A 26,420-nucleotide genomic window follows, 5' to 3' on the forward strand; every position below is an offset into this window, starting at 1 on the left:
GCTGGATTCGATCTGATCCTCGGTACAGGCAGTTCCATCGCGCCGCGTACCGTGCGCGTCGCTGTGGGGTAGGTGGCGAGCGAGTCGTCGAAGGAACGCACGTCTTTATCAATACTGGCACGTACGTCGCGATTCCCAATGTCCCAGGCCTGCGCGACGCTCAACCCATGACGCACGTTGAAGCACTTGCCCTCGAACATTTGCCTGAACATCTGATCGTTGTAGGTGGTGGCTACATTGGCTTGGAAATGGCGCAAGCATTCCGGCGCCTGGGCAGCAAAGTCACTGTACTGCAAGAAGCGGCCCGCGTTGCGATGCGAGAAGGCACCGACGTCACGGACGAAATCGAAGCGGCGTTTCGCGAGGAAGGCATCGATGTGCGAGTATCCGTGCAAATGACGCGTCAGCGGCCGCTCGGGGCAATTGTCAATGTTGACCTTGCCGATGGCACTCGTGTCAGTGGTACCGAGATTCTTTGCGACGGGCCGCATTTCGCGCACGCAGCGCATTGGGATGGACGCGGCAGGTGTCGAACTCGAGGCGCGTGGCTTCGTGAACGTGGACGAGCGACTCTCGACGTCAGCAGATAATACGTGGGCAATTGGCGAAGTCGCTGGCACACCGATGTTCACTCAAGCGTCGTTCGATGACTACCGCGTGCTAAAGTCGTAGCTCTCCGGTGGCACAGTGACGACCCGCAGCCGCGTCATCCCCTACGCGCTGTTCGTGGAACCGAAACTTGGCCGGATCGGCCCCAACGAAACTGATGCCGCGAGCCTGGGCATGGCGGTGCGTGTTGTCAAATTGCCGGTGGCGGGCATTCCGCGCGCGCCAACGAAGGCGATACGCACGGGTTCATGAAGGCGATCATAGCGGCGGACTCAGATCAAATTTTCGGCTTTACGATAGCAGGTTCGCAAGCCGGCGAGATTGTAACGACGGTTCAAATGGCAATGCTGGGCAAACTGCCGTACACCGCCGTACGCGACGCGATCATCTCGCATCCGACGCTTGGCCCTGACGGAAAACCGGATGGCTTCATAATGAAAGCAAGTTTTGAATCTGTCGCACAGCAATTTGGTGAGACGATAGTTCAAGCAGATCAACTTTTTCAAGCTCTTGGTGCAAACACGGACGGTCTCTTGTCGCATGACCAGTTTATGAACGGCATCGTCGGCGCCCTAAAAAATGCTGACAGCGCAATTTCGTAAACGATCATGACGTCGATGGACGTGGACGGCAATGGGATTGTGAGCGAGACGGAATATGTAAACTACGAAACAGCATTCATCGCTGCCGAAAAGCCAATCGTTAAAAGCTAAGCGAGTTTCCTTCGCCCACTCGGGATTTGGCTTCGAAGGCTCGAGGGAACTGGTTCGGTCGCGCACATTCCCTCGCCCCTGAGACGCGAAGAAGGTATTGGGTCCGAGATCTTGTTCGCTGCAATCAAGGCACGCGCGCGATCAACTGATGATGCGCGTCCCGGCCGATCCTGCCGCGCAGTTTCCCATGCGCAAGTCCATCCGAGTGATAGACAATCAGAATGGCATTCTCGTGCGTAAGTACTTTAGGAGCAGTGACCGTCACCCTAGCCGCACCGCTGGAATCGGCCTTAAACGTGTTCTTTATACCGGTGCCATCGAGTGGGCTGAAACCGATCGGCTGTTGATCGAAATGATTTTCAAACAAACTATAGCGCGGGCCCGGCACCAGTCCCGCTAGCTGTACCGCCACCGTTTCGCGACCATCTGAAAGCGGCGTGAGTCTTGCGGCTCCTCTCGCACCAAGCCACTGCCCCAAGTTCATATGCAAGGGTTTGCGGATAGCGGAGTAAACGGGTAGCACCGGCGAATCCGACACTCGCGCATTCCTAAGTCCGACGATATGGAAAATTCCTTGAGCGCCGACCGCAGCCGCTGCGTCGTTGTCGATAACGAATACTTGCGGATCGATCGCAACCGGCAAGCCGACCTCAGCAGAAAAAAACGCTGCGTGCGTCTCAAACGGAAGCTCCGTTGTCGACTGCGCATGTGTGCCGGTGGTCATGCCAAGAAAGCTCAGGGCGATCAAAACGCCTTTCAGACACTGCATGGATTGTTCTCTTTCCGTAACGTAGCTTCAATGTTATTCGCGACCCGCACCGTATCACTTGACCCGGACCGTTTGCAATAAAGCCAACTGCATGGCACAGCGATCGGCCTGGCGAGACCGTTCGCTTAACCACCGCGATAATCTTCGATCGCAGGAGATAGATGAGAATTGTCACATGAACGGGTCTTGTTCGATCCCGACTCGGATGTGCTTCCCGTGCTTTTGCCATAATCCGTTTCATGAGCCACGCTTGGCGGCCTATCCAAGTTTTCTTTCGTCGCGGCATTAGCCACTGTGTTGGCCCTGGAATCAGGATAGTGCACATCGCTGAGCGGAGAGAGTCCTGCCATTTCGGCCGCGATTAGTTCCGCTCGTACCTGTGGGCGTGAAATAGGTGAATGGTCGAAAGAGTGAATCCACTATACGGGCGGCATATAGCCCTGGATTAGGCGAGATCATCTCGTCTTAATGCTCTGCGTCTCATTCAACCCTTGGCCTTCGTTCATTACATGCAGTCAGTCTTGTCCGACAACCGTACGCAGCAACGCCGGAGTTTGCTTTAAGGCCGCATACACTTGCGGATCGATCGTATAGTCGCGGCCGAGTGCGATAGTGACATCCTGATAATCCACGTGCACGCCATGTTCGGCGTCTTCCCAGACCACCGCCTTCAACGGCAGTTCCAATGCAGCATGCGGATTAGCCGCCATGACTGGCGTTCCGGCCTTCGGGTTTCCGAAAAGGAAAACCCGCGTAGGTCTTAGCGACATTCCGGCGCCGGTCGCGGCGGCGCTTTGATCGATATCGGCGAAAAGCGTTACGCCTCGCGATGCTAGGGCAGCCTTGAGCCGCGACACGGTCGTCTGAAAGTCGTATTTGCTTTGTAAGGTAAGCACGGAGGACGGGTGTTCGCCAGCGGTTCCAGCATGTGCGGTCATGGCAGATGTCATACAGAAAGCTACAAAAAGAGCCCCGCAGTATGCACGCCGTGTGTAACTGCGAGAAAGTCGCGTGATGTGATCAGTCATTGTCCCGTCCTAAGCGAAGGTTCCGTCGTCTTATTGGTCCGTGCAGCAAGCGGCGCTTTGTAACGTCGCCTAAAGTTACTGAGCCCTCTTTGCTGCAATCCCAGGATAGAACCGCTCAACAGCCTCTGTGAACGTCGCGCGCGAAAACTGACCCAGATGCACCGATAACAATCGGCCTTTCGCGTCATAAAAAAGCGTAGTGGGATAGGCGTTCGCCGACACCGCCCTTGCAACTCCAAGTCCGGGATCGAGCAGCGCGTTGCAGATATGAATATTGTGAGACGTGAGGTAATCGGTTACTGCCTCGGGCTTTTCGCCCTGATTGACGAACACGATGTCGAGCCCCGAATTGCTCGCCTGCGCGTCGGCCAGAACTGGCAGCTCCGCCTGACAAGGCCGGCACCACGTTGCCCATAGATTCACAATCGTCGGTTTGCCGTCGCCTATGGTTAGTGGGCGAATAGAGCCGTCGACGTCGACAAGCGAGACAGCCGGAATGTTCTCGGGCAGCCTTGAAAAATCCATTGCTACCGTAGCGGTGCTCCAGACTAGAGCGCCGGTTACGACTGCCGCTGACAACGGCATGCGCACCGCACGGCGGCGCAAAAGGAACCAGGACACAACGCACGCCCCGGCGATCAGGCCCGGGATCGGATCGGATCCGCGATCGCGGAGGTCGAGGATCTTGAGTAGATCTTCTTTATAGGCGGGAAGGTAGCGCAGGGCGAACGACGCCCGCGCGACCACCAATCCGATGAAGACGCTGGTGAACAGGGCATTGTCCACGTGGGCACGGCCCCTTCCAAGAAACCGTCCAGCAAATAAAGAAATCACGACGCTAAAAAACAAAATTAGTGGTGGTACGGGTAGCGTAAAAAAGCCAAAGTTCATTTGGTACTGCCCGTTAGATGATGGATTGAGGAGCCTGCGCAGACGCCAATAAGTGCCCGTGCGAAGCCGAAAGTGTACGACGGACGGATTGCCGTGCTTATGCCGCATCGTCGCATTGGTATGCGCAATCGTCTCAAGATGCCTTGTCGATTGCCGTCCAGCCTTGCGAGACTTGACGTTTTAGCATTGCTAAGATGTTGCTGCGAGGTCGAGTGTTCCAATGGGGATGCGCTCGCGATGGTTTGCTGATGTAGCGGTTAGTCAGGGTCCGCTTGCCGATGCTTGCGACCCTGAGCCAGCGATCTCAATCTGCTGACCGCAGCCATCGTGCTTTGGAATACCATCCATCTGGAGCGAGCTACAAGTGCCTTGAGCGGTTGCCGCGCTCGATTCGGAAGCCGTCAGGGAAAGTGTACGTGCCATTAAGGAACGGCGGCCGCCTCGCTTCAAGGCTCGACAGGAAGCAGAGACCCGCTCAAGTTGTGGGCTTCTAATTAAAGGATTCACTATGTCACGAGTATCCCGCGCTTGCCGGAAAAGCGGAAGACGAACGGGTGACCACTGAACCGATCACGTCGAGAACACTTTGCACCATCGCTGCGAGGCTGTTGAAGCCCGCACGCATGTCGGTGACGCCCGCGACCAGCCACACACGTGTCCAGTTGGTGGTACCAGCGTCATTGACGCATCACACAAGTAAGCCAACGCGACGCGCAGCACGTCGAAATCAGGAGTGTCTTCGAGCGGACCCGAACCGCTTAGCGCTCCACCTTGATGGTTGGGTGCTGCGTTAACGACGGCGTGATCTGCGCGGGAGAAATGGAGAAATGATTCTGGCGCAGGCGACCGCGTCTTCGGTGGCGCAGGCGAACGTTGGCGTCACCACTCGCGACCATGTTCTTGTTCAGACCGTGTTCCTTAGCAACATCAGCGATCGAAAGTTCCGGGTCGTTAGCTTGCGCCAGCACCATCTCCCGGAATTCTTGTGTGTAGTTCCTTAAGCCGCGGCGGCGGACGCGGTGCGCTCACATGGAGCATGCAGATGCCGCGTCGCTATGAACAGACGGTGCTGCACACTCGCTTAATGCCAGCCTTCGGGCTCCAGAACATAACAAGCCGCCGTGATCTCAACAACGATCCGACGTTCGTCGCGGCGGAGTCCTGATCAACATCCGCGAATAGCGTTACTCCGTGCGAGGCTCGGGCTACCTTGAACCGCGACACTGTTTTCTGTATGTCGTATTTGCTTTGAAAGCGAAGCATGGAGCGAGGACGCTATGCCAAAATTTCAGCCTGTGCGGTCATAGCTAAGGTCATCCAATAGACGATTAGCACAGCTGCGATGTACGCGCGGCGTTTGGAACTGCAAGGAAGTCGCAAAAATAGCATAAGTCATTGTCCTGTCGTCGGTGGAGGTTTACCCCTGATGTTGGTATCCATAGCAACCGCCACCAAAACAGCCACGCCAAAACGATGAGTATTCTTTGCTGCTTCCAAGGATTAATTCATTCAACGCCTGGCTGTTAGACCGCGCCACTGGACGAGGCGCTCAAAGTGCACAAGAGGTGCCGTCAGCCACAGCGCCAAGACCAGCAACCCTCGGGAATCGCTGGTGCCTCGCTTGTGTTGCTTAAGAATTTCTTTTTAGGCGTTGCCCAATTTTTTTACTTGGACTCGTTGCTGCGGGAGGGCTTTGGCTTTTCCACGAGCAACGACAACGCCTGATACGGCCAGAACGAAACCGATGATCTGAACAAATGTTAATTTTTCCCCGAATATGAACCAAGCCTCGGCCGCGGCGAGTGCAGGTACCGCCAGCAACAACGTACTCATCTTGGCGGCTCCTTGAGATCGAACCATCCAAATCAGCAGCAATACAGCGCCGACCGAAAGTCCTACGACAGACCATATTAAACTAAACCAAACAATGGGCAAGTTATCCCATCGACCAAACGAACCAAAAAACATCCCAACTAGAGCAACCATTGCTCCGCCGACATTTTGGATGCTTCCGGATACGCGTACCCCGTCACTGGATAGTCTCCCACGCTGAATGATGGTTCCAGCTGTCATGCCGATTACAGCAGTTATTGCGGCGACGATATTAGAAACGCCAATATGACCATAGCCGTTATTGCTGAGCGCTGGAGCGAGCACACAAACGACGCCGGCAAAGGCCGTCGCCAGACCGGCCAACGTACGAGTCGGCGGTACCTCGCGGTCGATAAAGAAAAGCGCCGCCGCGGTTACCAACGGCTGCATGCTACCCATCAAAGACATTATTCCTGCCGGCATTCCACGGGCCACCGTCCAGTAAGCCGCGCATAGATAGACGCCGTGTAGCAGCGCACCGGCGCTCAGATGGAGTAGTAACTGCTTGGGAGATGGCCACTTTTCCTTCATCAGAAGGGCGATCCCACCGAGCAGACCCGCACTCAACATCATCCGAACGAACAAAAACGTGCCCAAGGACGCGTGCGACACAATTGCACGTGCAACGACAAGTCCCGTGGACCACATGAGGACGAATATGACTGGTCCAACGACGTTAAGCATATCGTACGAACTCCTGTTTGGCGCGCAGAAACGCTCACGCTGACCTTTGAGATTGCGGTGTAATGGACCCGAGTAGCGCGTCACAAATTGCTCGACAAAAAGTCCCCCGATGTAGGAGGTCATCGCAGAACGAATGTACGCACGTATGAAGCAGATGGGAATGCGGCGGCGAATCATCCGGCTGCTCGTTCCGCTCAATATGTTTATTCGACGCCAGCGTTGCTGTTATGCGCGCTGTGCGCGAGTCCACCTGTAACCGATCATGCGATCGAGTGCTGGCTTGTTGCATAGAACCGGAAAATGTCTCCGATAAGAGGATCGGACCGAAAGAGTTCGGCCGTCAAACCTTCGACCGGCGCTTAAATGCAAGATGGCGTGATAGTCCACCCCAGCCATGCCGTCCGGTCGTTCGTGTCCCGCCTAGCGATTGTCGGGCGAACGGCCGCGCCAGAACCGCCGATACATTTTTTTGTGTGCGTCCCCGGAAGAGTGCCACACGGTGATTTCTACCTTCCGTCGCGAAAGTGGCGTGATTCGATTGGAGTTTAAGCCGCAACAGTTCTAAAGTTCTTTCTATGGAATCGTCATGCGCAGCCCGGTTTAGTCGTACAGAGCCTTAAAAAGACAGCGGATATTCGAATGAGCTTCTTGAACATGAATTTGAGCCGGAACAGCAGTCCTAGTTAAGACGTCTACATGTAGTCTTCGGTCACGCAGGTCGACTTTGAATCTCGGTCAAGCTTTGAACTTGACATCGCTCCAAGCAGGACTAACAAAAGGCAGCTATGACAACACCTGGTTTCCCTCATTTGAGTCGCGCACAAGGTGCGTCATCGCAACAGACGCTTTCCCGGCGGTCATGGCTAAAGGCGTTAGCTGCTAGTGGCGCCGCCGTTGCGATGGGCTACAGTGCCTTTGCCTCGGCAAGAGCTCTTGAGCTACCCATTTCCGGAGTCGTCAACCGAGACGGGCGCGTTTCCCCCTTTAAAGTCGGCGATCAAGTCGCGGTTTCTATGCGCTATCCGATCGGGCACTACCGGACGCCTTTCTATCTTCGCGGCAAGCAGGGATTGGTCGTCCGGGTAGTCGACCAGCACGTCAATCCAGAGGAAGAGGCATTCGGGCGGAATGCAGGTAGCCCGCTTTGGGTTTATCAGGTCCGATTCTCTCAAAGGGATTTGTGGCCCGACTATACGGGCGCGAGCGAAGACCATCTCCAACTTGAAACTTTTGAAAACTGGCTTGAAAAGGCTTAGGAGCTAAAAAATGGCTGAAGAACACGTACACGATCATTCGGAGCATGCGGCGATTGAGCATGACGATATGCCTAGCTACTATGCGATCCTCGAATTGTCGATTCGCGAACTGCTCATTGAGCGAGGCTTGATCACCGCCGATGAGGTACGTCACCAGATTGAGGTTCTCGACTCGAGATCGCCCACGCTTGGCGCGAAACTAGTTGCTCGCGCGTGGACGGACCCCAAGTTCAAGGAAAGGCTTCTTGCGAATGGGAATTCAGCCTCCGAAGAAATGGGAATCTCAATCTACGACGACACGCAGTTCACTGTTCTTGAAAACACCGATTCGGTTCACAACCTCATTGTCTGTACGCTTTGTTCTTGTTACCCCCGCCCAGTATTGGGCTTGCCCCCAGATTGGTATAAAAGTAAGCCGTATCGCTCGAGAGCCGTACGAGAACCGCGTTCCGTTCTCGCAGAGTTTGGCACTCATATCGCTGACAACGTCGAAGTGCGTGTCAACGACTCGACATCAAATCTGCGTTACTTAGTGTTGCCCGTCAGACCTAAGGGTACCGAGCACTACACGGAAGCACAGTTGGCTAAACTGGTTACGCGCGACACCATGATTGGTGTTTCCGTCCCGCACGCTTAATAGGAGAGTGAAAGTGATCGATACATCGATGCTTGTCAAAAAGCTTGTCAACGACTTTGGCGGGACGGGCGCCCACGAGCCTGTTCCCATGGCTGAGCACGAGCTTTTGCCATGGGAAAAACGCTGCCATGCACTCCTGGACGTTCTTGATTTTCACAAGATTGTGAACACCGAAGAGAAGCGCCGCGGTACAGAAGAAATCGGAGCTGAGATGGCAGCGAAGCTGACGTACTACGAAAAGTGGATCGTGTCCGCATCGCACTGCCTACTGCAAAAAGGCGTGCTGACACCCGATGAAATTGGACGTAAGACCAAGGAAGTTTCCGTCCGCCTCGGTGTCCCAGTTTAGTCTCAATGTTTCGGAACTCTGAGACTCGACATCGGCGTGCGGTGTCTTGTGACCGGGTTGATGGACCGGATATCGGCGGCTGTAGAAACTAGGTAACAGTCGCCGAGTCGGTGCTGCTATTCGACATTCCTTCAGCAACCGTGGATAACGCGCCTGCGCAATCCAGGCTTGGTTGCACATGGCTGGGTCTGGCACAAAACAACGATCGATCGCGCATCAAGCGTGCATTACCGGCGCACTTCGTTAGGCCGGCGGCATGAGACACAGACTGACTTGTTAATCTGATAGCGATGCTCACACTCTCAAGCGGGATATTATGTTTGCGCAGGTCATTGCCATTTTTAGTCAATCCAACAAGCCAATTCGTCGCAAGTTAGTTGGCACATACGGCTTCCTAATCGGCTTAAACATTGTAGCGTGGCTATGGGCCTTCATTGCATTCCGGTTACATCCAGTTCTACTGGGCACCGCTTTGCTCGCTTATGGCTTTGGCTTACGCCATGCGGTAGACGCGGACCACATCGCGGCGATTGATAATGTGACGCGCAAATTGATGCAAGATGGCAAACGCCCGGTCACTGTTGGTTTGTTCTTTTCCCTCGGACATTCAAGCGTCGTTATTTTGGTTTCCGTAGCGGTCGCTGTTATAGCCACCGCGATGACGGGTCGTTTCGCGCAGTATAAGGCGATCGGGGCAATAGTTAGCACGTCAGTATCGACGCTTTTCCTGCTCACGGTTGCCTTGATGAACGTGCTTATTCTTATTTCGATCCTGAAAACTTTGCGTAGGGTGAGGGGTGGAGGCGCCTACGTCGACGACGAATTTGACGCACTACTTTCAAAGCGCGGTCTTATCTCCCGGATACTCCGGCGGGTGTTTCGTTTTGTCAGCGCAAGCTGGCATATGTTTCCGCTTGGCTTCCTCTTCGGGTTGGGATTCGATACCTCAAGCGAGATATCGTTGCTCGGCCTGTCTGCGGACCAGGCAGCGCACGGGCTGTCACCTTGGGCGATTATGGTATTTCCGCTTCTTTTCAGCGCAGGTATGTCGCTCGTTGACACAGTTGATGGCCACCTGATGCTCGGCGCCTATGGTTGGGCTTATCTACAACCGCTTCGAAAAATTTACTACAATGCAACGATAACGCTTATCTCTGTCGCGGTGGCGATCATTGTAGGCGGCGTCGAAGCGCTTGGGTTGATCGCTGATAGGTTTAAGCCACAGGGTCAATTGTGGGATATCGTGGGTGCTTTGAACGAGAATTTCGGCACTTTAGGTTATGTGATCATAGGTGTGTTTATCTTTAGCTGGTTCGTCTCCGGTTGGATCCACCGCCGTCAAACGTTCAACACTAACGAGCTCAAGGGATAGTGTGAAAGGGGCGACTGGTCTGCTTGAAAGATCGCTAACGCAAGCGATGAAAACTTCGCTCCGCTGGCGCGCACTCCCGGCGCGGGACGTCCAGATCATGGTCGCACTTGCGTGAGGTTCGTTTTCAACGCAAATTCTGCGTGGAGGGAATATTGCTGCTTCCGTAGGAGGCTTCGGTGCAATTGTTAAGAACAGTAACGATCGTTCAGCGCGGTCAGGACGCCCTTGCAGAAATTGGCGCAAGCCATTTTTGCATGGCCTAGGTGTTATGCTCCGGTTTCCGCGCAGATAAGCGAGCGATTCGATGGATGCACTTGACCGGTTGATCGAGCTAAGCCGTCTTAGAGGGTCGCTGCAAAAGCGCTGCCTTTTAGGCGGAGACTGGTCCCTCGACCACGCCCGGATGCCCGACGGCGAAGCGCTGTTTCACGTCGTTGTCAGCGGGGAGTGCGTTCTTCGACTACGCGACGGTCCCGAAACTGTGCTACGTGCTGGTCACATCGCCATGCTGCCGCGCGGCGATGCACACGTGTTATCTGTGCATCGTCGGGTAGGCGCCGACGTCCACACTTCCGCCTTGACAAGTCACTTCAATGGCGCGGTCACAGTAAGCACAAACAGTCAAACGAATGATCCGGACATTGACCTGTTATGCGGAAGGTTTGACTATTTGCCGAATGCGCTCTTGATCGCTGTCCTACCTGATATTGTTGTCGCGCCCTTTTTGAGCGGTAATGTAAGCGATCTGGCAAGTATTGTAGGAATTATGCGAAGGGAAGCCGACCAGGCTGGGCCTGGCGCACTTTCAATTGTGTCCGCGCTATGTACCGCGTTGTTTGCCATGATGCTACGGGCACATGTCGCGCTTCAACCGGCATCGGTGGACATATTGACATTGCTTGCCAGCCCGCGTATTGGGGCCTCCGTCATCGCCATGCTTGAGCGCCCTGCGGAAAAATGGACGATCGAACTGCTTGCGGAACGCTCAGCGATGTCACGCGCCACGTACACTCGTGCTTTTTCCGCTTTGAGCGTCGATTCGCCGATGGTCCTGCTCGCTCGCATACGGATGCAACTCGCCGGTATGCTTCTTTCTCGAACCTTAAAACCCATCGCCGAAATAGCGGATGATGTTGGTTACCAGTCAGAATCCGCGTTTAGCAAAAAATTTAAGGACGCCTTCGGGGTAGGCCCAGGGCTATTCCGGCAAACGCGTGTTTGATTGGACGAGTCGACAAGCCTTGCTACAAATCCGTCGAGCTAGCTTGGGCTCTGGCGTTCGGGATAAGTCGTCAACATCGTGCCGACGCGGTAACGGAGTGCCGTGGCGCGGGCGTACTATCTCTTGTTGGCCCTCATGTTAATTGAGTTGAGCCTTATAAAAGCGAAACCCCTTAAATTCGACACCTTCGAGCCGAAAAGCACCCCTTGGTTTCGTCGAAGTTAATTATATCGACGCCGATGAATGTCGTCAGCAAAGGGAAAATGGCCCTACCGGCTATTGTCCACACGCCAGGTTTGCAGGAACGGCGATGTCCATCATCGCGGGATTCGGCAGACGAAGCCCTTCCATAGTGGCGACATATTCGCTTTCAGTCCTGCCGGCCAGACGAGGATTAAGCCGACGCTCATCGCCTATGGTCGACGCTGTGCAGCCTTTATAGTCATGCGCCGGGTAGAGCACGGTTTCGTCGGGCAACGTAAAGAGCTTATTGACGATTGAATCCCAGGAGCGGCGGGCATCCCCGCCCTGGAAGTCGGTGCGGCCGCTGCCGCGAATCAGCAATACGTCGCCGCTAAAAACGGCTTGCGGCTTTGCCGGATTCAGTACAAAACTGAACGATTCATCGGTATGGCCCGGCGTATAGATCGCCTTCAGTTCAATCCCATCCACCTTCAGCAGATCGCCCTCACGCACACGTTGCGACACACACAGCGCTTTGGACATGTCGCCCATGATCGTCACGCAACCCGTTGCATCACGCAAGTCACCTAGTGCTGTGATGTGATCGGCGTGCGTATGGGTATCAATCGCGTGAACGAGTCGCGCACCCATGGCGTTAATCGCCGCCACGTAGGTCTCCGACTGCGATTTGACGGGATCGATGATCAGCGCCTCGCCATTTTCGCGCGATACCAAAAGGTACGTGAATGTGCTTGACGCTGGATCGAAGAACTGTCGGAAGATCATTTTGGAAGGCCGCTTAATAGCTCTTGTACGGCAGGAATTTTCCGGATAAAACAACTTTTACACGGTCGCCCTTCGGGTCCGCTTCGCGCTGGATGTCCATCGAAAAGTCGATGGCGCTCATGATGCCGTCGCCAAATTCTTCGTGGATTAATTCCTTGATCGTGGTGCCATACACGCTGACGATTTCATACCAGCGATAGATCAGCGGGTCGGTCGGCACAGCACTGGGCAACGAGCCCTTGTAAGGGACGATTTGCAGCCACGCCACGGCTTCTTCGGACAATCCGAAAATCTCCCCCATCATTTCTGCCTGAGCCTTGTTCAGTGTCATCTGACCCAGACACGCGGCGGTCGTCCACTCCTTGCTCTGCCCGATTTTTTCGGCAATATCGCTCCATTTCAAACCCTTGGCGACTTTGGCGGATACGATCATTTGTGTTACTTCAGTGCGACCGGAAATCATGATAGTGCTCCTTTAATGAAAAAATGAAATCTCAAGCGATGGCCCGGATGAGCGCGCCGGAATGTCCTGCGGACGCGCCGTCGTTGTCCAGGCCTGGACGCACGAGACGCGGCTGGGTTTGCTCGTCTTCATCGGACGGCCCGAACTCACGCGAACGACGCACGAGGAAGTCGACCAAGTGATTGCGTATCCGATAAAACTGCGGGTCGTGATGAATGGTTTCGCGCTGGCGATCAGCCGGCAGCGTGTTCACGACAATCTCTGCAATTCGCGCACGGGGCCCGTTGTTCATCAGCATGATCTTGCTGGAAAGCAGGATGGCTTCGTCCACGTCGTGCGTGATCATGAAGACGGTCTGCCGCGTTGCCGCGCAGATCTTCAGCAACTCGTCTTGAATGACGCCACGGGTGAGGGCGTCGAGCGCGCCGAACGGTTCGTCGAGTAACAGCATTTTGGGTTCGAGGGCAAAGGCCCGCGCAATGCCGACGCGCTGTTTCATGCCCCCTGACAACTCGGACGGTTTTTTCTTTTCCGAGCCCTTCAATCCCACCATGTCGATGAACCGCATGCCGTGCTCCGCTATCTGCGCGCGCGTCCATGTTGGATGCCGCGACCGCACGGCGAACGCAATGTTCGCTTCCACCGTGAGCCACGGCAGAAGCGCGTGTCCCTGGAACACCACGCCGCGGTCAAGCCCCGGCCCTGATATCTCCCGGTTGCCCATGATGACGTGGCCGCTGCTTGCTTCTTCAAGCCCGGCAACTACGTTAAGGATCGTACTTTTCCCGCAGCCGGAATGTCCGATTACGCAGACAAATTCGCCTTGCCCAATGGCAAAACTGACGTTCTCGAAGACGGGTGGCGCGTCTTTCTTGTATCGCTTGGAAAGGCCTTCAACGCGGATGAAAGGGGCCGCATTCGCCGTCTGTCCCGTCTGGCTAGCCGTGTCAGTCAACATACGTCACCTTGCGTTGAAGTTGAGCAAAGAGGAAATCGAGGCCCATGCCGACCAGCCCGATTAGCAGCACCGAAAACAGCACGTTGGACAGCGACAGGTTGTTCCATTCGTTCCACAGGAAATAGCCGATGCCCGTGCCGCCCACTAGCATCTCGGCCGCGACGATCACAAGCCATGCGATACCCATTGAGATGCGCATGCCGGTCACGATAGTAGGTGCGGCAGCCGGCAAGATCACGGTCAGCGCCCGTCGCAGCGGCGGCACTTCGAGTGTGCGCGCAACATTTAGCCAGTCACGGCGGACCGCCGCTACACCGAACACGGTGTTGACCAGCATGGGCCAGACGGAGCAGATAAAGATCACGAACACGGCGGAGGCCGATGAACTCTTGATGGTGTAAAGCGCGATTGGCATCCAGGCAAGGGGCGAGATGGGCTTGAGTACCTGGATAAAGGGATTGAATGTCAGGAACGCGAGCTCTGACATGCCGATCAGGAAGCCAAGCGGCACGGCCACAAGCAGCGCCAGGATATAACCGGTCGCTACGCGGACAAGCGAAAAGCCGAGCTGAATGCCAATCCCTTTATCGTTCGGACCGTCGTCATGGAAGGGATGCGCGATCTGCGTCGATGCTTCCTCGACGAACTGCGCCGGAGTCGGAAAACCGGTCACCTTCGCTGGCGCTGAATCCGCTGCACCCGTCTCCGGAATCTTGCCCATCAGCATGGCGTATTCAGTGGCTTCGGCGCTTGCTGTTGTCTGTATTTTGGCGGTTGGTACGTCAGGCAACGTTGCCGCCTCCCAGACGATGACCAGCAGCGCCAGCACCGCCAGCGAGCACAGCGCGGCCCTATGCCTGAGCGTTAAACGCGTTGATAGCGACATGATCACTCCTCCTGCGCTCACGCGCGCTTGATGGCGAAACTATGAAGGTAGTCGTCAGGACGGCTCGAATCGAACGGGTGGCCCATGACGGTGATAGGCCTGTAACCGCCGGCATTTGCAGCAGCGGGGATCGGCTCGCCGACCTGACGCATCGCGTTGCGGGCATCGGTCATCAGGAAGACTTTTTCAGCGAGCGCCTGATAGTCCACCTCGCCCTTGACGTAACCCCATCGCTTCATCTGCGTCATCATCCAGACCGCCATGGAATACCATGGCAACGGGTCGAAATCGACGCGATCGGGCACGCGTTGAACGTGGCCGAGGCCGTCGGCGAAGGTTCCTGTCAACACTTGGCGCACGACGAGTTCCGGTTGGTTCAGATAGGCCGGCGCCGAGATCATTTTCGCGAGCGCAGGGCGATTCGAAGACTCGTGGGCGAACGCGGCCGCCTTCAGATTCGCACGGTAAAGGGCGGCAAACGTGTTCGGATTCTGCCGGATAAACGCCTCGGGCACGCTGAACGAACAGCACGGATGACCCGCCCAGATGTCTCGCGACAACACGTGAATAAATCCCACTTCATCGAACACAGCACGCTGGTTGAACGGGTCCGGTCCAAGAAATCCGTCGATGTTGCCCGCCCGCAAATTTGCGATCATCTCAGCGGGTGGCGTCACGCGTAATTGCACGTCGCGATCCGGGTCGATGCCATGCTCCGCCAGGTAATAACGCAGCAGGAAGTTGTGCATCGAAAAATCGAAGGGAATCGCAAACCTGAAGCCTTTCCAGTTGCGCGGATCGCGATTGTCCTTGTGCTTCAGCGCGAGTACGATGGCCTGGCCATTGACGTTCTGAATGGTTGCCACCCGGGTTGGGGAGGGCTGCGAACCAATTCCCATCGATATCGCCAGCGGCATAGGCGCAAGCATGTGGGACGCGGCAAGCTCATGGTTCAGCATCTGGTCCCGGACGAGTGCCCAACCGCCGACTTTGCGTAAGGTGACGTTGAGTCCCTGCTCTTTGTAGTAGCCAAGCGGTTCGGCGGCAATGAGCGGCGTCGCGCACGTGACCGGCAGGAAGCCGACGTTCAGGTCGCGCTTCTCGAGGTTGCCGCTCTTGTCTTCGGCAAAAGCTTCCTGCATCGCTGATATGGGCAGCACGCTGTACACCGCGGCTATCGCGGCGCTCTTGCCGACCGCACGGATAAACGCGCGCCGCGCGGTATCGCGGGGGAACAACGCGCGCACTGCAGCCGCCTCTACAAAGTCCCTTGAGAGCGAGTCAGCGTCGGTCGCGCTGGCTCGGACGTGCTCCGCCTGACTTGGATGCCGTCCGCATGCGCAGCCGCCTAGCGCCGTGTGACCGTCGAAAGGACCGTAACGGTTGTGGCTCTCCATCTGTTTCCCCTGAATGATCCACGCGTTGAAGGCAAAGGCTTACTCCGCGAGCTCGAGGCTGCGCTGACCGACTTTCAATGAGGCAGTGACCACGCCGTCGCAATACTGCGCCATGGACAGGTATTGATCATCCTCGTCGACTACTTCCCATTGCAAATCACGAGACGGCACACCGCGCATCAAAATAGGCAGTGACCGCGTCTTCACGCGCAGTACGGGCGGCTGGTGTTGATAGCCCGGGTGAGGGCGCTTGAGCACGGCGTGAGCAATGGCTTCTGCTTGCCCCGCTATCGGTTCGATATACCGGCAGGGCGCACCTTCCAGGCTGATGCAATCGCCGAGCGCATAAATATCCGGCGCGCTGGTTCGCAAGGTATGCGAATCGACCACGATGCCATTTTCAAAGCTCAATCCGGCTGCTCGCGCGAGTCTTGGTTCAGTGGCGAGGCCGGTTGCAGACAGCACGAGGTCGGCGCGCAAGGTCTCGCCATTCGTCGTCTGTATGATGCGCTCACCCTGGTAGTTCTGCGTGACGCTTGCGACCATGCGGCTCGCCTTGTACTGCACGCCCGCCGTTGCCCAGCTACTCAAAAGTCGTGCCGATGCCTTCTCGGGCAAGAGACCTGTGAGCGGTGCCGTGTGCACATCGAGTACGGTGACGTGATGACCGGCGCGCGCAAAGTCCTCCGCCAGTTCGCAACCGATCAATCCCGCCCCGATCACGGCAATCCGTTTCGGACCTGACGCAACCGCGCGCTGCACGCCGCCCCACATGGCGAGATCATTGATGCGCCAGCATAAGTCCTTGGGCAAGGCGTCCGGCATGACCGGGCACGCGCCTTGGGCCAGCACCAGCTGCGTGTAGGTGACGGCGCCTGCGGTGGTGCGCAACTGATGCAGCGACGGAGAAAGTCCGATCGCAAAGGTGTTGCGCAGCAGGCTTACTTTCAGGCGCGTGGCAGCAGCGGTCGCGGCTTCTGCGATCATCGACTGGGTGGTCTTCTTCTGGCTCAACGCAACCGATAGCTCAGGCTTGCGATATCGGTCGCCTTCGCAGGCAGTCACCAGCGTGATGGGCACGTCGGCATCGAGCGCGCGTAGTGCTTCAGCAACCGCCCATCCCGCCGTGCCGCCACCCACGATTACAACACCCGTTTCACGCGTAACCACCGCTTCGCGTTCTTCACGCGATACCACCACCGGCTCATAAGGCGCGAAATCGCTCTTCTGGACGCCGCATAGCGGGCACACCCAGCTATCGGGGATATCGGCGAAACGCGTGCCGGGTGCGAGGCCGCTGTCGGGGTCGCCCGCTTGCTCGTCGTAGATCACGCCGCACGCGCGGCAGATGTATTGCCTCCAGTCGCTGATGATGGCGTTCATGCCGGGAACTCCTCTTTGCAGAGCCGTGCCATTTCAAAACGCAGGTGCTTGAGTGCGGGTGTGACGATCGCCACGAAATGCGATTCACGGATGCGCCGTTGAGGCGCGGCGCTCATCAGGTAACCGCGTGCGCCCTGATGCAGCAGCGACGCCTGCGCGGCTCGCAATGCCAGTTCGGAGCCGCGCGCGCGGACATCCAGGACTTCGAGCAAATAGTCCCTGCTGCCGTCATACGGCGTTCTGGCGAGGCGTTGCGCCTGCTGGGCGGTGTCGTCGAGTTCGGCGCGCAGTTCGTTCGGGCGGTCGCTTAGGAAACGGTTGACGTGGCCAAGCATCGGCTCGACTTCGAGGATCGAGTCAATAGCACCCTGGGCCACGCCGAGCGCCATGCCGACCTGCAGCAGGATGAATGCCGGCCGGATCCGTGCGATGAACGGCCTCGCCGGGTCCGCAATGATCTGGGCTTCGCCAACAAAGTAATCGTTGAGTCTCACGCCCCATGTGCTGGTGCCTTCCATGCCCGAGAACACGGGGCAGGGACGTAGTTCGACCCGCGCGTCGCAATCGAGCATGAACATCACTTCATGCGTCACCGTGCCATCGTCGCGCTGCACGCCGGCAATGGCGCCACAATATTGTCCGGCCGCGATATGGCTGACCCATGGCAACGCGCCGTTGATCCGGTAACCACCGGGGACACGCGTCGCACGCAGCATCATGGGTTCGATGCCGGAAAACGCTTTCATCGGATTCGACAGGGCGGTACCGCCGAACGTCCGGCCTTCGGCGTGCGCATCGAGCCGCGCGCCCCTCAGCGCCGGATTGCCGGATTGCTCCATGTACAGCCCGCAGACATCGTGCGACCACATCAGGAAACCGGTCGCACCGCACGCACGGCTCGCGCGCTGCATGGCATCCACAGACACACCCACGCGCGCGCCGTAGCGATCCAGATGCACCCCAAGCGCGCCGGCCCGTCCAAGCGCCGCCAGGATCTCGAGCGGATAATGCCCTTCGTCGATGCGCACCGCCGCATCCTTCAGCGGTCCATCCGAAATGCGTTCTACATCCGCCATGACGGCGTCGTCGGTCCAGCGTCCGACGCGCGCGCGGTCGGCAAGCATTGCGCTTTCCATCATGTTTTCCTTGGCATTCGAGGGGCGTTGCAGGGTGCGATCCGGCTCGTTACGAACGCCGTGACTAGTCGGCCAGCGTGACCGTCATGGGGATCGGGTTGCGAACCGAGTTGGCGACGGGCGAGTAGAAGTTGGCCTGCCGCACGATGTCGTCGAGCACGTCGCGCGAAGCGTCGCCCTCGATCAGTACTTTCACGCGGATATCCTGGAAGCCCATTTGAGAGGGTTGCATCTCAGCGCCACCGGCGCCCCATGCGGCCGGATTGCCAATATCTGCTTCCAGCGAGAGTTCAAGTTTCGTGAGCTTCACCTGCTTCCATGTGGCAACGGCCGTGATGCCGACTGCAAGGCAACCGCCCAGTCCGGACAGCGCAACTTCGCCCGGCGCGGGTGCGGTGTCGTCGCCAAACAGGTGAAGCGGTTCGTCGACGACGACCGGCTCGTGCTTGCCAACATAGCTCAGTGAACGGTACTTGCCTTGCAAGACGGTGCGGACATTGTTCTTGCCGCGTGAGCCGGGGTTGTTGCGGCCTTTTTCCGCGAAGGTCATGAGGCCGTCGCGATCGATCGGGCTGAGGAACGCGGTAACGATTGAGGAAGTGTTCGTGGTCAAGGCTGGCTCCTGATAGGAAAGTGTCGCTAACCGCCTGAGGCATCCATGCCATGCGGTTGCGACTATTCCAATGCAACAGATATGCCAGTAGGTTGGTGAATCGTGTCCAGCCTTGTCGGGAGAGGCTCTGCGCCGAATTTCCGTGCCCCGGTAACGATGCCGTGACAAATGAAGCGGGCCTTGGAAATGTTGACATTGTTAGCAATGTCAACATTGTTTAAAGGTCATAGGGCGCCTTGGCCTAGCTTTTTCCATCGATAGTCGAACTGTCGCGCCGTCATCCCGAGCATTTGCGCTGCCCTGGACTTGTTGCCGCCGCATTGCTGAAGGGCATGAAGCAGGGTATCGACGGAATGCGAATTCACGCTGCCGTAAGGGCGCAATGACAACTGGTGCGAAGCCAGCGTGGGTGCAACCTTTACGGTCTTCTCGACCACGCCGGACTCGAGCGGCAGGAAGCGATCTATATCCGCCGCGTCCAGCAAGGGCTGCTCCGCGAGCAACACGATTCGTTCGATCAGGTTGGCCAACTCACGAATGTTGCCGGGCCACGAATAGTCTTGCAGCCGCACGAGCGCGGCCGCCGTGAGGTTGACGTTACGCTGGTTCACTTGATTCACGTGACTGATGAAATGCAGTGCGAGCTCGCGGATGTCCTCGTGACGCTCGGCGAGTGAAGGCAGGCTGATCGGAATGACGTTGAGCCGGTAGTACAGGTCCTGCCGGAACGTGCCGCTCGCCACGCCGCTCAACAGGTCTCGATGCGTTGCCGCGACCAACCGCACGTCGACGCGAATCTCGCGTTTGCCGCCGAGGCGCGTAAGCGTGCCCTCCTGAAGCGTGCGCAGCAGTTTCGTTTGAAGGGTCAGCGGCATCTCGCCGATTTCATCGAGGAAGATCGTGCCAGCGTCGGCCTGTTCAAACCAGCCGGCGCGCGCGGTGGCCGCGCCCGTAAACGCGCCGCGCTCGTAGCCAAAGAGCTCTGACTCAAACAGGGTTTCGGGAATAGCCGCGCAATTGATCTTGATAAACGCTTTGTCGCGACGTGGACTCGCCAGATGTAATGCACGGGCGAACAGCTCCTTGCCAGTACCGGATTCGCCCAGCAGTAACACGCTCGCCGATGAATCCGAGACGCGCTCCAGTTCGGAAATAGCCCGTAACAATCTCGGCGAGGTTCCGATGATTCCATAGCGCGCGCTGCTCGACGCTAGCGCCTGCGCCAGGACGGCGTTGCGCTGTTCAAGCGCGCGAGTCTTCTCTTCCAGGTTGGCTTCGAGTTGCAGGAGCTGGCCGACCAGCGTGGCGAGAATACGAAGGAGCGTCACGTCGTCGGCAAGGGCTCGGCTGCGCGTCCTGATGCGGTGGCACGCCAGCACCCCCACCGTCGTCTGTCCCCTCATGATGGGCAACGCGATAAAGGAAACAGGCCCTGGCGGCAGCTTCGAGCGTTCGACCGCCCGGGCAAGGAAACCGGGTTCTGCGTCGATATCCTGCACGATGATCAAATGCCCGTCGCGTAAGACCTGACCCGTGATCCCTTCGCCCTCGTCATAGCGCCCGCGCTCGACTTCCTGCGCCGTGAGCCCGTATGCATGCCTGATACAAGCGGATTGAGCGCCCTCGTCGCGCAACACAACCCGGCCACGGTTCAAACCAAGCAGTTCGGACAGGAGGTGAAGCATTTCACGAAGCACCGGAACGGGCGAAAGGTTCTTGCCAATGAGCGCCATCACCTGCTGCAAAAGCAACATTTCCGACTCACGCCAATGGCCTGGATTTTCCGCTTCAGTCTCGCGAGGGCTGTTCTGCATAGCAATCCAAATGGGGGTAGTCGAACGATGGATCTTCATCAGGATGGCTCTTGATCGCTCGTTCTCGCATGCGTAGCACGGCCAATTTCTCCTCTCCGCAATCTTCCGTCAGGCTGAACATACCTGGATATATTCGTCCTGTCGCAGGTCGGGTCGACTAGCACTCGTCCTGACCGGTGCTTTGTACGCGTATCCTGCCAGATCCGTGGAGTCATGTGAATTTGTCCGTAAATGAGTATGGGCTAGCCTTGAGAAGGCAAGCTGGCGAGTGGCCTGGGTGAAGGCAGTGGTGAGCAGATTGTCCGCTAACACGGAACCTGAGTTCCCCACAGCGGACGTGGACCGGCCGAAGAACGCGACGGTAGCTCAACCGGCTGGCTATTCAAAGTTTCGTTCCGCTGGACGTCCCGGCTAGGGGCCTCACAACGACTTGGCCTTGCTTGGAACGCGCGCGACACTACGTAACGAAAAGGAGGCTTCTCATACGCCGGTACTGCGGCGGTCCCCAAGAACGAGGTTCCTAAAAATGATCGACGCGCCGGGCAGCGACGCCGCTCAGCGAAATGACGGCGGTGGCGTATTGGAAGGCTTAAGTGCCTTTGTACGTATCCGGACTGGCTCGCCTGAATTCTGCCTTGAACCGAGTTCAGCGGCCTTCTCAAGTTCGCCTGTATCAGAGCTGACTGACTTGCTTACGGTTTCATCTAGGCGCTAGAGCGAGCGGCTTTAATTGACGCAGGGCAGCTCCTGTGGGCTTTCGCTTCGGAAGTTTTACCGCAGCCTATCGAAGCTATGGAAGCGTTTGGTTCAATATGATTAGGCTTAATTAGATTAGGCAACCTAAGCGAGTTTACATAAATAGAATGATCGAAATTTAGTTCGCATTCCTATGCGTATTAAGGCGAGCGGATTATCAATTTGTGCAGTGGGCCGTTGCACAAATTCGGATATATGGTGCCTCCAAGGTGCGAGGTGACAGTTTGCGCATGGCGGGGAGGGCTGCTGGCTAGATGCAATGTCCGTGCACGATGGGGCGTCAAAAGGGGGAAGTGCGTGAATGCTCCTCACGGACCTGGTGTCGTGCAGAGGCGGTCAATGAGTCTTATCGTCGTTGCTCTCCAGCCAAGCCGGAATATAACGCTCGCCGTTGAGCACGCGCCAGACTTCCACATGAGCCTCGCGCTCAATATAGAAGATTAGGTGCGGATAGCGATCCAGTGGCCACGACCGCAGGTCTGGGATACCCAGCTCGTACGCGTAACGGGGAGACCCGATGTTCGGGTGCTTGGAGAGACGCTCGTAAGCCTGCTCGATCTCCGCGATGAATCCGAGCGCAGCCTGCTCCGAGCCTTCGTCTACGAGGTAGTACGTCACCTCGTCCTCCATGTCCTGCCTGGCTAGCCTTGTCGGTATGACGGGCTTAGCCCTCATTTGCGAGAAGTACGCACGCGAGCGCGCAGTGATTCGAAGTAGTCGGCGTCAACAGGGGCGGCGAGGCCAGACGATGCGCCCTGCAGGATTATTGCGCGCAGACGCTTGCGATCTTGGTCTTTTCGGATCAGTTCGCGGACGTATTCGCTACTCGTGCCGTACCCGCCCTCGCCAACCTGTTCGTCGACGTAGACCTTCAGCGAATCCGGTAGGGAAATGTTCATGGTCGTCATTAAACAACTCTAGCACGCTTTGGCAAATTTTGCCAAAGTAATGCGGTATTATGAGGCGGCCGATACAAAGTGACTGCTACGGCTTTGGTGCGCATAGATTGTGATCGGTAGTTAGCGTCGGGCGAACAAAGAACCGGATATGCGACCGTGCGCGCGGTGTTCGACCGTACGTTTGGTCAATTCATGCCGATTCATCTTACATAACCTTATGATCATCGGGAGTGCGTATCAGCCCTAGCGGACTAAGCAGCCATGGGCAGCTGCCATCAAATTGCCGCAGGCCTCTCGACGTTAAGGGATCTACCCTCAACTCATAAGAGGCTAGGGCGCACGATGGACGTTTCTGATGCTGTACGAAGTTCAACCCCACGACGACTGATTCTTCGGTAGTGCATTGTGCGGATCGAAAACGTCGAGACGATCGGTTGGGTCGAAATTCTCTGTGTACAGAACGAGATTCGTGCCGTTAGGTGTTAGTCGTGATTTGAAGAGGATACCTTTGGCGCCGCTCAAGACGACCTCATCGCCGATGATCCAACTGGGTGGCTCGATCCGTTCATTGAACCAGCAGTGGCGCCAATCGCAATAAAAATCCTCCCACAAAGGAGACCACTTGCCACTCTCGTATCCACCGGTGAAATCGACTATAGGGGTGGCCGTGAGGCTGTAGCTAACCAGCGTCCCTGGTGGCATCAAGGACGAGAGTTGCTGATACTCTCTGACGGCAGTGTCGTGATCCAATGCGAGGTAAAGCGCGTTGAGTCCGACACGATTCGCACGACCGCCATGCGTTCCTGCTCCAGCGCCGCTCATCGGCGCGACTGCCCACTTCGGGACGAGCATCCGATATACGGTTACGTTAAACAGGTTCGCAAAAATCATCCCGCCGCGCCCGTTTCGAGGGATGCAACGAAACGGATGATATCGTCGGCCCGACCTTCGGATACCAATTGTTCGGCGGTTTTATAGTCGAACACGGGGAGGGGTTCGTTTCTGTACCAAAAAAGCGCCTTCGAGACGTCGCCTGCAAGATCAGTCGCGGCGCGGATCACCCTTAGGGCATCGCGAAGAAACCGTTGTACGCTTTCGGACGCAGGTTGCCTGCTGATCGTATTTCGGTGCACGTGCGCTTGCTGCGCCAGGGTCTGCAAGTCAATATGCAAAGCCTCGCCGAATCGACGGGCCGACACAATCGGTGCGGGGTCGTTTGGGTCACGCAACGACGCCATAAATCGATCAAAACCAACATCTGCGCCGGGAACGGTCGCATCTGCATTTGAGTTCATAGCGTCGCCTTGTGCACTTATTTTGCACAATACTAGCACAACTTCGCAGTCTCGCGCTGCTTCCGAAGGCAAGCAATGGGCATGTGTTGGCCCTGAACTACGGGATCTAACAGCAATTTCTTTTCATTGATCGCGTGAGCTTTGCAAAGTCGACCTCGACATTTGCAGGGCCATATTTGACATAGGTAAAGCTGGTCTTTGTGTGGCTCGGGCACCTTTCGAGTCGAGGCACCCGTACAGTGCGCGATGCTTGGCTGCATGGCTTTAGTTGATACCGGGCTAAGGTCGAACCGGTCTATAACTAGCGGCACTCAGCCCTTCGAGTTGCAAATAAACGCTCATCTCGATACGAAGCAAAAAGTGCCGAACCGAGAGTGCACTCTGGTAAAATTGTACCTTTTACAAGGCTAACTGCCTTAATGTGGGATTTCTCACACTTTGTTTCAATTTGTTGCATTTCGTCGGGAAGCTCGCCACGTATGTGTTTGCGGCGGTTTAGGGTGAGGCCGCGCCCTTCGCCATGGTTAAGACTTCGAGCCAAGATCCGTTAAAGGATTCAACAGAACAAGGAGCGCACCATGAAGATCAATTCCAGCAACGTCCCCGCAGCACTTCAGACCAACCAACCGCGTGTCGCCGCCAGAAGCAAGGTGCAGAGCGCGGGCGCGGTGCAGCAGTCCAGCGCAGCCGATGTAACAAGCTCGACGGTGAGCTTGTCGTCCTTGTCGGATCTGGGCGCGACGGGCGCGACGGACATCGACACGGCGAAGGTCGAATCGATCAAGGCCACACTTCGCGACGGCACCTATAGGATCGATTCGGGCAATATCGCTAGCGGTATGCTGAGCAGCGCTAGCGAACTGATGAGGACGCAGTCGCATTGATGGAAGTTGGTCTCAGCGAGCGATTTCCCTTGCTGAGCGAAAGCGTTCGCCGGGGATGTCGCTTTAGTGCTCGTTGAGATGTTTGAGCAAATCCAATGCTGCTGATACCGAATATCACCATTGGAACCGTCGAGAAATCGGGAAGCCCTGGGCCAAAGTGCACTCTTCGAACGCCAACCGATCCTCCCTTGTGACCGGGCTCGTAGTTCATGCAATGGGAACGAGTGGCAGAGCGTCAGTGCTAGAGGTAGGGGCGGCTGATACAGAGTGACTGCTACGGCTTTGGTTCGCATAGACTATGAACGGTAGTTAACGTCGGGCGAACAAAGAAACGGATATGCGACCGTGCGCGCGGTGTTCGACCGTACGTTTGGTCAATTCATGACGTATTAATTTGACATAAGCTTATACACCTCAAGGGAGAATGACGGTACTGGTTTGTATTTTTATCGATCGCGTTATTACAACCCTGCACAAGGCCGTTTCATCAGCGCGGATCCCATTGGATTTGCGAGCGGTCAAAATAGTTTGTATCAATATGTAGATAGCGACCCGATCAACTTCGAGGATCCTAATGGGACTGCGCGTTCACCTACGTCTTGGTGTCCTGAATGTGGTGCGCCGAATGGCAACAAGAATTATCCGAATCCTTACTGTGACAGCTGTTACGGCAAATCAAATGACCCCAACGGGGGGGTACCGTATTTGCCGCTGATTCCGGAACATGAATCACCAGAGCCGCCCGACGGCAAGATGTGTCCCGGATGAACACGGGTATTGCTTCGCGCCAGGTGGTTCATCCCTCATGGCGCGTTGCAAACTTTAACATTCGTAAATCAGTGACCAAGCGTCGTAGCCCTGCGGCAGAGCGTAAAATGCAAGTTGTCTGCAAATGCCTCGTTATGAAATTTCACAGTAGGAAGACTAAATGACCGTGTACATTTCGACATATGACTGGCTTGGGTGCTTGATCGAAGACCACGTGATACATGCAACGGTAGAAGAGGTCGCTCAAACACTTGAGACCAATATTATTGATGTTTTTGGGATTGAACTTGAATCATCTCAAGTCTCAAATATTGAATCCAAATTTAAGATATCGATCAAAAAACCGTTTTGCCGGGCGTCGGTTCGCCCACAATGTTTCGCGGACACTTTACCTTATGCTGTTCACACAAATCGCGAATTACAACTTATGGTTTCCGGATTAAAACCACTCGCGGTATTTTCGGAGCATTATCCAGAGGGATTAGTAAGGAAACTTTTTCCTGAATCGGCATTCGACGAGTTAGTTGCGGCAGGAAAATTGATTAAACGCGAATTTATCGAACACGATATTTCCATGTCGAAAATAAACCCTGCCAACAGGAATGTAAGAACCCGATACATTTTATTTTCAACCATGAGCGAAGAATGGCGCATTGATGCGTACATTCTCTTGCTGTTCAGTGGTATGACTGCAGGCTATGGAGAATTGTATGACAGAATGCAGGGTTCTCTTCTAGGATACGAAGAATGGCAGAATGCAGCATTCATCAAAGCCACACGGGAACGATAGCGTTTAT

30 protein-coding genes and 2 pseudogenes are annotated in these 26,420 nt (G+C 56.2%); 12 read left to right on the top strand and 20 right to left on the bottom strand.

The window, feature by feature from the left end:
* The first annotated feature begins 5 nt into the window (after positions 1-5).
* The 4 genes from AXG89_RS44050 to AXG89_RS43190 are packed head-to-tail and all read left to right on the top strand — an operon-like array spanning position 6 to position 1,211.
* Positions 6-590 carry an FAD-dependent oxidoreductase gene (locus AXG89_RS44050; protein WP_250645753.1) on the top strand — a complete coding sequence of 195 codons (585 nt, stop codon included), beginning with the start codon at positions 6-8 and terminating at the stop codon, positions 588-590.
* Complete coding sequence (locus AXG89_RS44055; RefSeq protein WP_250645752.1) at positions 514-672, top strand: FAD-dependent oxidoreductase; 159 nt, start codon at positions 514-516, stop codon at positions 670-672. The genes AXG89_RS44050 and AXG89_RS44055 overlap by 77 nt, the downstream gene beginning before the upstream one ends.
* A gap of 15 nt (positions 673-687) precedes the next feature.
* The gene (locus AXG89_RS43185; protein WP_236873546.1) at positions 688-861 is read left to right on the top strand and encodes a hypothetical protein; all 174 of its coding nucleotides are present in this window, start codon (positions 688-690) and stop codon (positions 859-861) included.
* Positions 858-1,211: a hypothetical protein gene (locus AXG89_RS43190; protein WP_069638436.1), complete on the top strand. Its 354-nt coding sequence runs from the start codon at positions 858-860 to the stop codon at positions 1,209-1,211. Before AXG89_RS43185 ends, AXG89_RS43190 begins: the two co-directional genes overlap by 4 nt.
* A gap of 235 nt (positions 1,212-1,446) precedes the next feature.
* Here the strand turns inward: AXG89_RS43190 and AXG89_RS24215 are convergent, their stop codons facing one another.
* From AXG89_RS24215 to AXG89_RS24240, 7 genes and pseudogenes are all read right to left on the bottom strand, one after another.
* Positions 1,447-2,091, bottom strand: a complete 645-nt coding sequence (locus AXG89_RS24215; protein ID WP_062173311.1) for a hypothetical protein — start codon at positions 2,089-2,091, stop codon at positions 1,447-1,449.
* A gap of 125 nt (positions 2,092-2,216) precedes the next feature.
* Positions 2,217-2,507, bottom strand: coding sequence for a DUF4148 domain-containing protein (locus AXG89_RS44770; RefSeq protein WP_082771591.1), 291 nt, complete (start codon positions 2,505-2,507; stop codon positions 2,217-2,219).
* A gap of 99 nt (positions 2,508-2,606) precedes the next feature.
* Positions 2,607-3,029, bottom strand: coding sequence for a DUF302 domain-containing protein (locus AXG89_RS24225; RefSeq protein ID WP_062174075.1), 423 nt, complete (start codon positions 3,027-3,029; stop codon positions 2,607-2,609).
* Between the two features lie 165 nt (positions 3,030-3,194).
* A complete protein-coding gene (locus AXG89_RS24230; RefSeq protein WP_062173313.1) occupies positions 3,195-4,010 on the bottom strand; it encodes a TlpA family protein disulfide reductase in 816 nt (271 codons plus the stop codon).
* Between the two features lie 521 nt (positions 4,011-4,531).
* A pseudogene (gene tnpB, locus AXG89_RS43195) lies at positions 4,532-4,635 on the bottom strand (IS66 family insertion sequence element accessory protein TnpB); the annotation flags it as partial.
* Positions 4,636-4,768: 133 nt separating this feature from the next.
* Positions 4,769-4,996, bottom strand: a pseudogene (locus AXG89_RS24235) (hypothetical protein); the annotation flags it as partial.
* Between the two features lie 658 nt (positions 4,997-5,654).
* Positions 5,655-6,743, bottom strand: coding sequence for a DMT family transporter (locus AXG89_RS24240; protein WP_236873547.1), 1,089 nt, complete (start codon positions 6,741-6,743; stop codon positions 5,655-5,657).
* A 608-nt stretch (positions 6,744-7,351) separates the two neighbouring features.
* On the opposite strand from AXG89_RS24240, the gene AXG89_RS24245 reads away from it, so the two are divergent.
* The 5 genes from AXG89_RS24245 to AXG89_RS24265 all read left to right on the top strand — a co-directional run bounded on the left by AXG89_RS24245 (position 7,352) and on the right by AXG89_RS24265 (position 11,402).
* Entirely contained in the window at positions 7,352-7,822 is a 471-nt protein-coding gene (locus AXG89_RS24245; protein WP_082771592.1) for an SH3-like domain-containing protein, read from the top strand.
* Positions 7,823-7,832: 10 nt separating this feature from the next.
* Positions 7,833-8,459, top strand: a complete 627-nt coding sequence (gene nthA / locus AXG89_RS24250) for a nitrile hydratase subunit alpha (protein WP_062173323.1) — start codon at positions 7,833-7,835, stop codon at positions 8,457-8,459.
* A 13-nt stretch (positions 8,460-8,472) separates the two neighbouring features.
* On the top strand, positions 8,473-8,808 hold the full coding sequence (locus tag AXG89_RS24255) for an SH3-like domain-containing protein (protein ID WP_218778169.1): 336 nt from the start codon (positions 8,473-8,475) through the stop codon (positions 8,806-8,808).
* Between the two features lie 316 nt (positions 8,809-9,124).
* Positions 9,125-10,180 carry a HoxN/HupN/NixA family nickel/cobalt transporter gene (locus AXG89_RS24260; RefSeq protein WP_062173325.1) on the top strand — a complete coding sequence of 352 codons (1,056 nt, stop codon included), beginning with the start codon at positions 9,125-9,127 and terminating at the stop codon, positions 10,178-10,180.
* 304 nt (positions 10,181-10,484) lie between these two features.
* Entirely contained in the window at positions 10,485-11,402 is a 918-nt protein-coding gene (locus AXG89_RS24265) for an AraC family transcriptional regulator (RefSeq protein ID WP_062173327.1), read from the top strand.
* Positions 11,403-11,678: 276 nt separating this feature from the next.
* Here AXG89_RS24265 and AXG89_RS24270 read toward each other — a convergent pair whose 3' ends face one another.
* The 13 genes from AXG89_RS24270 to AXG89_RS24330 all read right to left on the bottom strand — a co-directional run bounded on the left by AXG89_RS24270 (position 11,679) and on the right by AXG89_RS24330 (position 23,971).
* Positions 11,679-12,371: an MBL fold metallo-hydrolase gene (locus AXG89_RS24270; RefSeq protein ID WP_062173330.1), complete on the bottom strand. Its 693-nt coding sequence runs from the start codon at positions 12,369-12,371 to the stop codon at positions 11,679-11,681.
* 13 nt (positions 12,372-12,384) lie between these two features.
* Positions 12,385-12,834, bottom strand: a complete 450-nt coding sequence (gene cynS / locus AXG89_RS24275) for a cyanase (protein ID WP_062173332.1) — start codon at positions 12,832-12,834, stop codon at positions 12,385-12,387.
* Between the two features lie 31 nt (positions 12,835-12,865).
* Positions 12,866-13,792, bottom strand: coding sequence for an ABC transporter ATP-binding protein (locus AXG89_RS24280; RefSeq protein ID WP_062173334.1), 927 nt, complete (start codon positions 13,790-13,792; stop codon positions 12,866-12,868).
* The gene (locus AXG89_RS24285; RefSeq protein WP_062173336.1) at positions 13,782-14,678 is read right to left on the bottom strand and encodes an ABC transporter permease; all 897 of its coding nucleotides are present in this window, start codon (positions 14,676-14,678) and stop codon (positions 13,782-13,784) included. Before AXG89_RS24285 ends, AXG89_RS24280 begins: the two co-directional genes overlap by 11 nt.
* 17 nt (positions 14,679-14,695) lie before the next feature.
* Entirely contained in the window at positions 14,696-16,075 is a 1,380-nt protein-coding gene (locus AXG89_RS24290; RefSeq protein ID WP_062173338.1) for a CmpA/NrtA family ABC transporter substrate-binding protein, read from the bottom strand.
* A gap of 39 nt (positions 16,076-16,114) precedes the next feature.
* Complete coding sequence (locus tag AXG89_RS24295) at positions 16,115-17,458, bottom strand: FAD-dependent oxidoreductase (protein WP_062173340.1); 1,344 nt, start codon at positions 17,456-17,458, stop codon at positions 16,115-16,117.
* Positions 17,455-18,582: an acyl-CoA dehydrogenase family protein gene (locus AXG89_RS24300; RefSeq protein ID WP_236873548.1), complete on the bottom strand. Its 1,128-nt coding sequence runs from the start codon at positions 18,580-18,582 to the stop codon at positions 17,455-17,457. The genes AXG89_RS24295 and AXG89_RS24300 overlap by 4 nt, the downstream gene beginning before the upstream one ends.
* A gap of 76 nt (positions 18,583-18,658) precedes the next feature.
* Positions 18,659-19,144 (bottom strand): OsmC family protein, encoded by a 486-nt coding sequence (locus tag AXG89_RS24305; protein ID WP_082771651.1) that lies wholly within the window; start codon positions 19,142-19,144, stop codon positions 18,659-18,661.
* Positions 19,145-19,431: 287 nt separating this feature from the next.
* Positions 19,432-20,961 (bottom strand): sigma-54 interaction domain-containing protein, encoded by a 1,530-nt coding sequence (locus tag AXG89_RS24310; RefSeq protein WP_236873549.1) that lies wholly within the window; start codon positions 20,959-20,961, stop codon positions 19,432-19,434.
* A 1,152-nt stretch (positions 20,962-22,113) separates the two neighbouring features.
* Positions 22,114-22,452, bottom strand: a complete 339-nt coding sequence (locus AXG89_RS24315) for a type II toxin-antitoxin system RelE/ParE family toxin (RefSeq protein ID WP_062173346.1) — start codon at positions 22,450-22,452, stop codon at positions 22,114-22,116.
* Positions 22,449-22,685 carry a type II toxin-antitoxin system ParD family antitoxin gene (locus AXG89_RS24320; protein ID WP_062173348.1) on the bottom strand — a complete coding sequence of 79 codons (237 nt, stop codon included), beginning with the start codon at positions 22,683-22,685 and terminating at the stop codon, positions 22,449-22,451. Before AXG89_RS24320 ends, AXG89_RS24315 begins: the two co-directional genes overlap by 4 nt.
* Positions 22,686-23,045: 360 nt before the next feature.
* Positions 23,046-23,567, bottom strand: coding sequence for an RES family NAD+ phosphorylase (locus AXG89_RS24325; protein ID WP_062173350.1), 522 nt, complete (start codon positions 23,565-23,567; stop codon positions 23,046-23,048).
* Complete coding sequence (locus tag AXG89_RS24330; RefSeq protein WP_062173352.1) at positions 23,564-23,971, bottom strand: hypothetical protein; 408 nt, start codon at positions 23,969-23,971, stop codon at positions 23,564-23,566. The genes AXG89_RS24325 and AXG89_RS24330 overlap by 4 nt, the downstream gene beginning before the upstream one ends.
* Before the next feature lie 578 nt (positions 23,972-24,549).
* On the opposite strand from AXG89_RS24330, the gene flgM reads away from it, so the two are divergent.
* The 3 genes from flgM (at position 24,550) to AXG89_RS24345 (ending at position 26,413) form a co-directional block, all read left to right on the top strand.
* Positions 24,550-24,855, top strand: a complete 306-nt coding sequence (gene flgM, locus AXG89_RS24335; protein WP_062173354.1) for a flagellar biosynthesis anti-sigma factor FlgM — start codon at positions 24,550-24,552, stop codon at positions 24,853-24,855.
* A 399-nt stretch (positions 24,856-25,254) separates the two neighbouring features.
* On the top strand, positions 25,255-25,623 hold the full coding sequence (locus AXG89_RS24340; RefSeq protein WP_082771594.1) for an RHS repeat-associated core domain-containing protein: 369 nt from the start codon (positions 25,255-25,257) through the stop codon (positions 25,621-25,623).
* 160 nt (positions 25,624-25,783) lie between these two features.
* Positions 25,784-26,413, top strand: a complete 630-nt coding sequence (locus tag AXG89_RS24345) for a hypothetical protein (protein WP_062173356.1) — start codon at positions 25,784-25,786, stop codon at positions 26,411-26,413.
* Positions 26,414-26,420: the final 7 nt, after the last annotated feature.

It is taken from the genome of Burkholderia sp. PAMC 26561, from assembly GCF_001557535.2.
In the GTDB taxonomy this organism is placed as follows: Bacteria; Pseudomonadota; Gammaproteobacteria; order Burkholderiales; family Burkholderiaceae; genus Caballeronia.